At 61.9% G+C, this 10,970-nt stretch carries 9 protein-coding genes; 5 read left to right on the forward strand and 4 right to left on the reverse strand.

Going from position 1 to position 10,970, the window contains the following annotated elements:
* Positions 1-2 precede the first annotated feature (2 nt).
* From B5483_RS10895 to B5483_RS10905, 3 genes are all read right to left on the reverse strand, one after another.
* Entirely contained in the window at positions 3-1,433 is a 1,431-nt protein-coding gene (locus B5483_RS10895; protein ID WP_176168000.1) for an NAD-dependent succinate-semialdehyde dehydrogenase, read from the reverse strand.
* 83 nt (positions 1,434-1,516) lie between these two features.
* Positions 1,517-2,281, reverse strand: a complete 765-nt coding sequence (locus B5483_RS10900) for a nuclear transport factor 2 family protein (RefSeq protein ID WP_079730301.1) — start codon at positions 2,279-2,281, stop codon at positions 1,517-1,519.
* 39 nt (positions 2,282-2,320) lie between these two features.
* Entirely contained in the window at positions 2,321-3,736 is a 1,416-nt protein-coding gene (locus tag B5483_RS10905; RefSeq protein WP_079730394.1) for an MFS transporter, read from the reverse strand.
* A 143-nt stretch (positions 3,737-3,879) separates the two neighbouring features.
* Between B5483_RS10905 and B5483_RS10910 the strand changes: the two genes are divergently transcribed.
* The 3 genes from B5483_RS10910 to B5483_RS10920 all read left to right on the forward strand — a co-directional run bounded on the left by B5483_RS10910 (position 3,880) and on the right by B5483_RS10920 (position 6,928).
* Positions 3,880-4,815, forward strand: a complete 936-nt coding sequence (locus B5483_RS10910; protein WP_079730302.1) for an SDR family NAD(P)-dependent oxidoreductase — start codon at positions 3,880-3,882, stop codon at positions 4,813-4,815.
* A gap of 10 nt (positions 4,816-4,825) precedes the next feature.
* Complete coding sequence (locus B5483_RS10915; protein ID WP_079730303.1) at positions 4,826-5,728, forward strand: SDR family NAD(P)-dependent oxidoreductase; 903 nt, start codon at positions 4,826-4,828, stop codon at positions 5,726-5,728.
* A gap of 183 nt (positions 5,729-5,911) precedes the next feature.
* Positions 5,912-6,928 (forward strand): LacI family DNA-binding transcriptional regulator, encoded by a 1,017-nt coding sequence (locus B5483_RS10920; RefSeq protein ID WP_231634773.1) that lies wholly within the window; start codon positions 5,912-5,914, stop codon positions 6,926-6,928.
* 67 nt (positions 6,929-6,995) lie between these two features.
* On the opposite strand, the gene B5483_RS10925 is transcribed toward B5483_RS10920, so the two are convergent.
* Positions 6,996-7,688: a helix-turn-helix domain-containing protein gene (locus B5483_RS10925; RefSeq protein WP_245828964.1), complete on the reverse strand. Its 693-nt coding sequence runs from the start codon at positions 7,686-7,688 to the stop codon at positions 6,996-6,998.
* Between the two features lie 338 nt (positions 7,689-8,026).
* On the opposite strand from B5483_RS10925, the gene B5483_RS10930 reads away from it, so the two are divergent.
* Both B5483_RS10930 and B5483_RS10935 read left to right on the forward strand, forming a co-directional pair.
* Positions 8,027-8,650, forward strand: a complete 624-nt coding sequence (locus B5483_RS10930) for a response regulator transcription factor (protein WP_054947741.1) — start codon at positions 8,027-8,029, stop codon at positions 8,648-8,650.
* A gap of 459 nt (positions 8,651-9,109) precedes the next feature.
* Positions 9,110-10,846 carry a sensor histidine kinase gene (locus B5483_RS10935; protein WP_245828970.1) on the forward strand — a complete coding sequence of 579 codons (1,737 nt, stop codon included), beginning with the start codon at positions 9,110-9,112 and terminating at the stop codon, positions 10,844-10,846.
* Positions 10,847-10,970: the final 124 nt, after the last annotated feature.

The raw sequence follows: 10,970 nt of genomic DNA on the forward strand, positions 1-10,970 counted from the left end.
CTTCAGCCTTCGTGGACGGCTTTTGCAATCAGGCAGGCCATGAGCCCTTCCGGTCCATCTTCATGGCCATGACCGGACCATTTGACCCCGCCAAAGGGCGCATCTGCACCGCCGATCATGGCGGTGTTGATCCCGAGCATCCCGGCTTCAAGCTGTGCGGCGAGCCGCTTCTGGCGAGCACTGTCCTGCGTCCACGCATAAGCGGCGAGGCCGTAGGGCAGGCGATTGCCCTCCGCGATCATGGCTTCCTCGTTAGCGTAGCGGTTGATCAGGGCGACCGGCCCGAAAGGTTCGTCATTCATGACCCGCGCCGCCGTCGGAACGTCGCGAAGGACAGTTGGCGCGTAGAAGAAGCCGCGGTTTCCAAGGCGTTCGCCGCCGGTCTCCAGCCGGGCTCCCGCTTCGAGCGCTTCCTTCACAAGCGTATCGATCGCTTCCACCCTGCGGGCATTGGCGAGCGGCCCAACCTGGCTTGCAGGGGCGAGGCCATCCCCGACCTTGAGCGCCTTCGCCCGTTCGGCAAAACCGTCGCAGAAGGCCTCGAAGATGCCGTCTTCGACTATGAAGCGCGTCGGCGAAACGCACACCTGTCCGGCATTGCGATACTTCTGCGCGACAAGCGTATCGAGCGCGCGGTCGAGGTCGGCATCTTCGAAGACCAGCACGGGGCCGTGGCCCCCCAGCTCCATTGTCGTGCGCTGCAGGCCCGCCGCGGCAAGGGCGCCGAGGTGGCGGCCCACCGCAGTCGATCCGGTGAAGGAGAGCTTGCGGATCACCGGGCTTGCCAGCAGGTGCCGGCTGACTTCATCCGGTACGCCGAATACGGCCTGCGCCACAGAGGGTGGCAAGCCTGCATCCAACAGGCACTGCAGGACAGCCAGAGCTGACGCGGGCGTTTCTTCCGCCGCCTTGAGAATGACCGAGCAGCCTGCGGCTATCGGTGCCCCGAGCTTCCTGCCGGGATTGCCGATCGGGAAGTTCCAGGGCGCGAAGGCTGCGAGGGGGCCGACCGGTTCATACTGGACGGTCGATCGCATCCCCTCGGGCCGCACGAGGGTCCGCCCATAGATGCGAAAGGTTTCGCCAGCATAGAATTCGAACAGGCCGATGTTCATTGCTACTTCGATGCGCGCTTCGGCGAGCGTCTTGCCTTGTTCGAGCACGGCGACCTGCGCGATGTCCTCGCATCGTTCGCGCATCAGTCGCGCCGCGCCCTGCAGCACCGCGGCGCGTTCCTGCGGCGATGACTTGCGCCAGAGCCGGAAGCCGGATGCGGCGACATCGAGGGCGCGGTCAAGATCCTCAGCACTGGCGAGCGGCAGTTCAGCCAGCCTTTCGCCGGTGGCCGGATTGAGCACGGCGTGGGTGCGTCGCCCTTCGCCGGATATGCGCTCGCCGTCGATGATCATGGAAAGCTTGGGGTACTGGATCATGCCTCACCTGGATCGTGGCGATGGCAAACCTAGCGCCGCGCAGGCGCGTGCGGCGACAGGTCTGCCGATGGGGATGGCTGGGATTATGTGGCGGGGAAGCCTTCCTTGCGCGCGTGTTCGCGATCGATGTCACCTTGCCAGCGCTGCGCGACCATCGGCTTGCCGGTGATCGGGTGAGGCATGTGGAAGGGCAGGAGCTTGTGGGTAGGCCAGAGCCAGTGGTCTTCGATCAGGGCGTCGGGGCCGCTTGGGTCCTTCGGATAAAGTTCCTTGGGGAAGGGTACATATTCGGCTTTCGTGAAAGCCCAGCCCTTGTCGAAATCGGCATGCCAGTGCGGGAAGTAGTTGAGCACATGGATGCGCCACACGCCGTCCACCTTGCGATAGGTGTTCTCGTAAATGCCGCCTTCCCACCATTGCCGCACGCTTGCCGTGAGCGGATTGGAAGTGTCGACGAAATCGCGATGGCGACCGGCCTGCATCATCGAGCGGGCCCGGGCATGGGCCGTAACGCCATCGGGATCGATCGTGACGATATCCTGCAATTGCGGATGATCGAGCAGAAAGCCGTCGATCGGACCGTTGTTGCCGTGGGTGAAGCGCTTCTGGAACCGTTCGACGTAGAGACGGTGCACGCCTTCCTTGCCCTTCCAGAGGCCGCCGAAGAAGCGAACTTCGCCGTCGTCCGTGAAAAGGTCGATGACCTCGTTGTACATGCATTTGTCGATCAGGTAGCCGTAGAGGTGCTGCAGCTTGCGCACGTCCAGTTCATCTTCGCGTTGGGTAAGACGCTGTGCGAGGTTCGCGACTTGCGCCTCGAGGGCGCCAATGCGCTCGTCGTCTGCCATTTCAGTTTTCTCCTTGCTGTTATGGGTGCCGGCCGGACATCAGTTTCCCGCTGCCTCAAGGCGCTCGATTTCTTCGCGATAGGGGCGAATGGCGCGGTAGATGCACAGGGTTGCGAGCGGCATCAGCAGTGCCGCCGTGATCTCCAGCGCCAGCCAGAGCCTGGCCGGATCGACAACGACGTATTGCGCAACGAGGCCAATCGCGAAGCTGCCCATCGCCCCGAAGAACGTGAACATGAACAGGTAGATGGCGGTCACCTGACCCCGCATTGCGCTTGGGGCGACGCGCTGGATTGCCGCGTTCTGCGGCACCGCTCCACCTATGCCGAACATCACGCCGACCGACATGACGAGAATGGCGAGCACGGCGGAAGGCATGAGCGGCGCAAGGATCGCGCAGATCGTGACGGCAACGAAGCAGATGAAGGCCGCGCGCACGTTCGCATCCTTGTGCCGCTTGGCGAGCCATTCGACGAGGGTGCCGCCGAGCAGCAGGCCGAGAAGCGACGCTGCGAGCATCGAGGCCGATGTCGCGGCGCCAATCTCGGCTTCGGTCCAGCCGTATGTGCGCATCAGGAAGGGCACGCGCCAGAATGCGAACCCGGTGCTTTCGAGGGCGCTGAGGGCAAGGCCGAGAAACATCGGGTAATAGACCTTGCGGTTGGCGCGAATGGCCCTGGCCGCATCGAGGCCGGTGAAAGTCAGCACTCGCCGCGCAAGACTCGTATCCCCGTTCACGGCGGGAACTTCGCCAGTGGGCAGTCGGCGGCGCGGTTCGCGTACGGTAAGGAAGAGCAGGGCGACAAGGAAGGCGGGCAGCCCGGTCCAGATCAGGATCCATTGCCAGCCGAGGATCTGGAACGGTCCGATTTCGGTCGGAGCCCAGGGCGCGGTGAGCGCAATGAGCTGTCCCCCAACCAGTGGCCCCAGAGTCGTTCCGCCGATGAAGCCGAATTGCAGGATCGCGAAAGCGCGTGTGATCTTCGCAGGGGGGAACATGTCGGCGATGAGCGAATAGGACGAGGGGGCATGGGCAGAGCCACCCGCCGCGAGGAATACGCGGGTCCCTACGAACTGCGTGAAGGTCTGGGCGATCCCGCCAAGAAAGGTGACGAAGCCAATGACGGAAACACCCCCGGCGAGCACGTACTTGCGCGGCCAGATGTCTGCCAGGCGCGCGAGTGGAATGCCGACGAAGAGATAGCAGATGATGCTGGCTGGCCCTGCGAGGAAGCCGAGTTGCGAATCGCTCAGTCCGAAATCGATCTTTATTCGTTCAGCCAGCATTCCGAACACGACCTGATCGAAGAAGGTCATGAAGGTCGCGAGTATGATGACTGTCAGGGCCCAATAGGCTGAAGCCGAACTTGGCCATTCCGGCGTGTCTGCAGCGCCCGGTGCTGCAATCTGCGGTGACTGTTCCAGCGTCGCGACATTGGCAGTTGCTGCGGCCATGGTTTCTCCCATTCGTCCTACAAATGCCTTCTTGGGCACGGGATCAATCGTGAATGTTTGTCTTGCATACTAACTTTGGTTGGTGAACAAAAGGGGGGAGATTCGTTTCGACGCAGGAAAGACATTCAGAGAGGACGCAAATCATGCAGGATCTTCAGGGCAAGACCGCATTCGTGACAGGCGGTGCCAGCGGCATTGGCCTTGGCATTGCCAAGGCCTTGCTCGGCGCAGGCATGAACCTGACGATTGCCGATATCCGTCAGGATCATCTCGACGAGGCGGTTGCCGAACTGGGTGGTGGCGAACGGGTTCTTGCGATCAGGCTGGACGTGACCGACCGCGAGGCCTTTGCCGCGGCTGCGGACCGCGCGGAGGCGAAGTTCGGCAAGATCCACTTGCTGTGCAACAATGCAGGCGTTGCGGTTGTCGGACCCACCGACCTTGCGACCTATGCCGATTGGGACTGGGTGATGGGCGTCAATGTCGGTGGGACAATCAACGGGATTGTCACAATTTTGCCAAGAATTCTGGCACATGGCGAAGGCGGGCACATCGTCAACACGGCTTCGATGTCGGCCTTGGTGCCGGCGGCAGGCACGACGATCTATTCATCCGGCAAGGCCGCGGTCGTTTCCATGATGGAATGCATGCGTCCGGAACTGGAAGCGCGCGGCGTGATCTGCTCGGCCTTCTGTCCGGGGGCCGTTCAGTCGAATATCGCCGAGGCGGGCAAGACCCGGCCGGAGGAACTGAGTGCAACCGGCTATGCCGAGGCGGACAAGCGCCGGCAGTCGGGTGACCAGTTCTTCCACCTTTACCAGACGAAGGAAGAGGTGGGGCAGCGTGTACTGCGCGGCATCATGAACGATGAACTCTACATCCTCACGCACAGTGAGTTCCTGGACGGCGTGCGTGAACGGGGTGAGGCGACCACCGCTGCGGTTCAGACCCACCTTCCGGAGAGCGAAGAATATAAGCGTACCTTCGCAATTCTCTTCCGAAATCCGGCCATCGCTGATGAAATCGGGCGCCAGAACGCGCTGCGTGCCGATCAACTCTCCGAAATCAGCGCGGCCTGAGGAAATGCCAATGCAGGATATTTCGGGAAGAACGGCCTTCGTAACCGGCGGGGCGAACGGTGTCGGACTGGGGCTTGCGCGCGCGCTTCTGGCCGAGGGCTGCAAGGTCGCCATTGCAGACATACGCGAGGATGCCTTGGAGCAGGCATTGAAGCTCCTCGAAAATCAGGAAGTGATGGGTGTGCAGCTCGACGTTTCCTCGCGGGAGGGCTTTGCCGAAGCCGCCGAAAAGGTGGAGCGCGAACTGGGGCCGGTCAGCCTGCTGTTCAACAATGCCGGCGTAAATCTCTTCCAGTCGATCGACGAATCTTCCTACGACGATTGGGACTGGCTGCTTGGCGTCAACCTGCACGGTGTGATCAATGGCGTGGCTACTTTCGCGCCGCGCATGAAGGAGCGAGGGCAGGGCGGCCACATCTGCAATACGGCATCCATGGCAGCCTTCCTGTGCGGCGGTACGCCCGGCATCTATAACACGACGAAGTTTGCAGTGCGTGGGCTGAGTGAATCGCTGCGATATAGTCTTGCCCCGCATGGGATCGGTGTCTCGATGCTCTGCCCTGGCCTGGTGAAGACGCATATCTACGCCAGCGATGAAATTCGGCCCGCGACGCTCAGGGCCGGGGCGAAGGACGTTAACAAGGCATTCGTAAACCAGCTCGAGCAAGTGCACGAAGCCGGCATGGAGCCTGAAGTGATCGCGCGGCGCACGATCGATGCGGTGAAGGAGAACCGCTTCTATATCTTCTCTCACCCGGAATTCCGCGAGGAACTTGCCGAGGTCTTTGCAGAAGTGATCGATGCGTTTCGTGCCTATCCGGCAGACCCGGGGCTGGATGCCCGGCTCAAGATCGAGGAGGGGCGACGCGCTCGGTACAAGGAGGCGCGCGAAGCGGCCCGCAGCATGATCTGATCAGGACGCTGTGACGCTCTCCTCCATGCGGTCCCGCAGGGTCGCGCTCGTGCGGCTGGCCGTCCGGAAGCATCGCCGATCTCGGGCGTTCCTACACCGGGCTTGCGCTGCTATGGGCTTGTGCCGATAGAGGGTCTGACCGGACGGACGCTGTTCCGGTTGGGTCGTGCAGGAGGGGAAGGCGTGAATTCGGGCCGCGTCACGGCATATGATGTTGCAGGTCTGGCGGGCGTGTCGCAGTCGACGGTATCGCGCGTTCTCAACGGCAAGACTTCGGTCAGGCCGGATATACGTGTGCGTGTCGAGGAAGCGGCGCGCAAGCTGGGCTACATCGCCAATGCCACCGCTTCCAATCTTCGGCGCAGCACGACGCGCACGATCGCTCTTGTCGTGCTCTATGACGATCATGAGGGCATCGGCTCGCTCAATCCCTTCTACACCACCTTGCAGGGGCACATTTCGGTGGCAGCCAATGCGGAAGGTTACGCTGTCCTCACGTCGCTGATGAGCGAGAAGATGGGCGATGTCGGCCTTGTCATGCGAGGGCTGGCCGATGGCTACATCGTCATCGGCAGCGGCCGGGACAAGGTTTGCTGGGACCGCTTCCGCGCGCTGGCCGAAGATGGGGTGCCGGTAGTGGGGTGGGGCATCGCTTCGCAGCGTCTCTCGGCTATATCAGCGGCCAATGTCGACGCGGCGGCTGGCGCGGTCGAGCATCTCGTCGACATTGGCTGTCGGGCAATAGCCTGTCTCTCGCCAAGGCCGGGCGACCAGCGGCAGTTTGCCGATCGTGTCGAGGGCTACCGGTCGGTCATGAGCCGCCGCGGCATGAAGGAAACGGTGCGCTATTCGGACGTTCCGACGGATCGGTTGGAGCAGGGCCTCAAGCTGATGCATCAGGTGCTCGATGAAGGCACGCAACTCGACGGCATTTTCGCGACGTGCGACCTCATGGCGATCGGGGCATTGCGGGCTCTGCACGAACGTGGGCTGAGCGTGCCCGGGCAAGTGGCTTTGTGCGGCTTCGACGGTATCTATGCGACGCGTCTCACCAATCCGTCGATCACGACTGTCGAGCAGGACATGCCGGCCATTGCCAGGCGGCTCGTCTCGAATTTCATCGGGGTATCTTCTGGCGATGCCATCGACACGAGCCCGGTGCCGGGCAAGCTGGTAATCCGGGAAAGCACCGGGCGATAGGGTGCGAAAGACACCTCTTGGCGCTATCGGGCCCAGCGTTGAAGCGGCCTGAGAAGGGGCTTCGGGATCAGGTCTCGATCAGGATGCGCACGCGATTGGGATCGACGCCGATGAGCTTTGCGATCTCCACCTTCTTGCTGGCAATGACCGAACTCGAAACATCGAAGGCCGCAAGCTGGCTGGCGTCGTGGCGCACCACTTCGGGACGGCTACCGTAGAGCAGTTCCTTTTCCGGCACGCCTAGCGCCTTTGCGATCGTCTGGACCATGTTCTGCCGGGGCGAGACTGTGCCTTTCTCCCACTTCCACAGGGTAGGCCGGCTCACGCCTATGTAGCTGGCGAAATGGTCTACGCCGAAGCCCCGTTCGCGGCGCAGTCGCTTGATGCGGGCGCCCAGGGTTTCGGAGGTCGCGGCCTCTTCCTCGGCGCGCGGTTCCGGCGGACTCTGCAGCTGCACCTTCCGGATCGTGGCGATCGACAGGGCCTTTTCGAATTCGCAGGCGAAAATCGTGTCGGCGGCCCAGACGATGCTGGCGTTGCACGTCTCTCCTTCGGGGAAGAGGATCATCAACGGTTCGCCCACCGAGAGCGGAGCCGATGTCTCGAGCAACATGCCTGCCTTCGACAGATTGGTAACGGACACGGATTCCCGTTGTCCCTTGAAGCTGGCGGCGGCTCCCTCAAGGCTGAGCTTGCGCGTGGGTTGCCCGTGCAGGTAGCCCGTCCGGCTGCGCAGATTGATATTGGCCATCACTGTCATCTGACAACTCCGCGTCCTGAGCCGTTATCCATGATCGGTCATTATGCTGAAAGACGCGTTTAATATCTAAAGATATAGGCCGTTAGTCAATACTTCTAACGCAAGTTAATGCGCGGACCTGCCATGCCCCTGCGCAAGTCATACTATCTGAGTACCGGATTCACGGTGGGTGGCGGACCTGGAATCGATTGTGAAAATCGGGTGATCCAGGGGTGCTATTTTATTGACCTTGTCCACGCGCCCTTGCAAAATCCGACGCTAGGTAATGATCGGGCGTTACCTTTGGGTTGGGGGCATCAAGCTGCCGAAAGGCAGTCGTCGGGTGGGAAACATAAAACGTGTCGCGAATCTTAGTTGCCGACGATCATCCCTTTTTTCGACTGGGTGTCGAAGCCGTACTCCGAATGGGTGGGCACGAAGTCGTCGCCATGACCGGCGACGGGGACGAAACGCTTGCAGCGATCGAGCGTGAGAATCCTGACATCGTCTTGCTCGATGTCCGCATGCCCTGTCGTGATGGCGTCTCGACGCTCTCGGAATTGCGCAGGCGGGGCGATACGCGCCCGGTGATCATCCTGACCGTGGAAATGAACGACGAGCAACTGTTGTCGGTGATCCGGTCGCAGGTGAACGGGATCGTCTTCAAGCACGATGCCGAGCATTGTCTGCTCAAGGCCATCGACTCGGTCAAGAATGGCATGCGGTACCTGGATGGCGATCTGATCGACAAGGCGATCGCCCATGCCAGTTCGGCCAGTCCTTCGTCCCGCCTTGCCGGCCTTACTCCAAAAGAGCTGGACGTGGCCCAGCATGTGGCCCGTGGTCTGCGGAATCGGGAAGTCGCGGCGCGCCTGGGTACGACCGAGGGCACGGTGAAGGTCTACCTTCACAACATCTATACCAAGCTGGGCATTTCGAATCGGACCGAGCTGGCGAACAGCCTCAAAGACGCCGGCGAATAGCCTTTTCGCTGCAAGCTCGGACCATTTGGTCGCCATCTTGGCTGCTGGAGCGTCTCGTGGCGGGACGACGAGGTGCGGTCCGCCTCCTCGCTGGATCGGCATTGAAGTACCGCGCCAGCTACCCCGGTTAGGGAACTTGACTAACTATCGATAGATACTTAATTCTTGCCGGTCGAGGCATAGAAGTAAACGGCTCCTGCAGGGGCAGGTTATTGAGGTTCCTGCTTCGTACCCGGGGGTGTATTCAAGGTTGCGAAAGTTGGGCCGCCGGGGCGCGAATGCCCCTCAGTTACCGTTCCGTACGCAGGCTCGCACAAAGAAAGATGGCGTTCGAATGGCTTTCGCGGTCTCAGGCTCAATATCGCCAGTTTCGGTGCAACGCCCAGCGGTGAGCCTTGCTATGCATGACTTCGTGTCTGTCTCTTTCAAACCGTTTCGTAACCTTCGGAGGTGGGCGGCGTGAACGGCGTGGTCCATGATTTCGACAAGGCGGGGGAACAGCCGATCGGTCCTGGAGAAGGTCTGCAATCCGGCGCCGGCACGCGCCTGTTGCACTTCCTGTCCGAATTGACCTGCGGGGCGCACTCCAACCACATCGTCGCGGTAAGCCGGGCGTTCTGCGCATTCGTGTTGCTGTTGTTCGCCTTCACCAAGTCATCGGGGCTCGGCCTTCAGGGCGGCTACTTCGACGTTTTCGCGCTGGGTTATGCGGCCTTTGCGTTTGTCGCGCTGCTCATCGCCTTCAATGACTGGTATCTCGACTTCATCGCGTCCGAGGCGTTCATCGGGCTGGATGGACTGGCTTTCCTTGCGCTGACGGTCCCGCCCATGAACGAAGGCGTGACGTGGGTCGTCCTGTCGCTGTGCCTGATCGGGCATATCCTGTTCAGCAGCGTCCTGCGCTGGCGCCTTGCGCTCGTCCTTGCCATTGCCGCTTTTCTCAACGCGGTATGGATCGGCGACATCCTGCTTGTCGAAGTGCCTCGCGGGACTGTGGCCTGGGCGAGCGTAGTGCGATGGGGGCTGTTCGTTCCGCTCGGCTCGCTGGTTCTCGTCTGGGCGAGCGGCCAGATGATCAAGACGAACCTGCCCCGGTTCGCTGGCGAGACCCCGGGGCCCGGCTATCCCGTCACCGCATCGGCGATGGGTTATGCAATGGAAGCTGCCGCTGCCTCCGATGCCGTGCTGTGCTGGATCGATCGCGAAAATCTCGGCTGCTATTCCTGCACGCCGGCCTCTCTGGAGGAACGGCTTCAGCCCAGGAAATTGAGCTTCGGCGCTGCCGATCGCCTGCGCCAGCTGGAGCCGATGCTCTTCGATCTCGTCCGCAATCGCGCGATCGTCTCGGCAGAGGGCAAGCTGAGCGCATGCAAGGCTTCTGCACTACCCGGCTTCCAACTCCTCAAGGAGTTGGGAGTGGAGCGGGGCCTGTGTATCCCGACCAGCGGCGAGGACGGCGTCAACTGCCTTATCCTTACCGGCATTCCTATGCTGGGATGGGGGCACTTGTACCTTGCCCACGCTATCGCGTCGGAAGTGGCGCAGGGCGTGGCCTGGCAGGTCAGCGCGGTCAACGCGCTCGACCGCGCCCTGAGCCGGCTGCGCAAGTCGGTCGCCTGCGACCTGCATGACAGCGTAGCGCATTCCTTGGTCGGTGCGAAGTTCCTGCTGGTCGCGCTGCGTTCGAAGGTGGGCGCGGATCCCGAGGTCACCGGGGAGATCGACGCCATCAAGGACGCGCTGGCAGCCGAGCATATCCATGTCCGTCGCCTGATCGAGCAATTGCGCGAGACGGACTCCGATGCGCGCGTGCGCAACCTGATCGACGATCTCGAGGCGACGAGCGAAGCTCTGGCCCTGCGTTGGCAGATCACGGTCGACATCATCGAGTCCGACTATCGCGTGCCGGTGCCCGTATGGCTCTCGCTGGAGATCCAGCAGATCGTGCGCGAGGCCGTTTCGAATGGCGTACGTCACGGGGATGCCACGCGAGTGACCATCAAGTGCCGCATGCGTGCGGTAGGCATCGAGATCGAAGTGACGGACAATGGTCACGGCTTTGGCGAAAGCAACGAGCCGATTTTCCCGCGCTCGATCCGCGAACGCCTGACCGAGCGAGGCGGTACGCTGGAGATCGTCTCCAACCCGGGTTCCACTTCTCTGCGCATGCGCGTTCCGGTCGACGAGATGGATTGACGGTCCGGGGCAGGAGGCCCTTCCGGTCCATCGTGAATGGGGCCAGCCACGCAGTTGCATCCTCCTGCCGATATATCATGCATCTTCGTCCCAAGTCGGTTTGGCCGAAATGTGATGCCTTGCC

Origin of the sequence: Novosphingobium mathurense, from assembly GCF_900168325.1 — a bacterium.
GTDB classification, from domain to species: domain Bacteria; phylum Pseudomonadota; class Alphaproteobacteria; order Sphingomonadales; family Sphingomonadaceae; genus Novosphingobium; species Novosphingobium mathurense.

Excerpts from the sequence above, each read along its gene's own strand:
- B5483_RS10900 (WP_079730301.1), bottom strand. The coding sequence starts at position 2,281 with ATGGCAGACGACGAGCGCATTGGCGCCCTCGAGGCGCAAGTCGCGAAC.
- B5483_RS10910 (WP_079730302.1), top strand. The coding sequence starts at position 3,880 with ATGCAGGATCTTCAGGGCAAGACCGCATTCGTGACAGGCGGTGCCAGC.
- B5483_RS10905 (WP_079730394.1), bottom strand. The coding sequence starts at position 3,736 with ATGGCCGCAGCAACTGCCAATGTCGCGACGCTGGAACAGTCACCGCAG.
- B5483_RS10895 (WP_176168000.1), bottom strand. The coding sequence starts at position 1,433 with ATGATCCAGTACCCCAAGCTTTCCATGATCATCGACGGCGAGCGCATA.
- B5483_RS10915 (WP_079730303.1), top strand. The coding sequence starts at position 4,826 with ATGCAGGATATTTCGGGAAGAACGGCCTTCGTAACCGGCGGGGCGAAC.
- B5483_RS10925 (WP_245828964.1), bottom strand. The coding sequence starts at position 7,688 with ATGACAGTGATGGCCAATATCAATCTGCGCAGCCGGACGGGCTACCTG.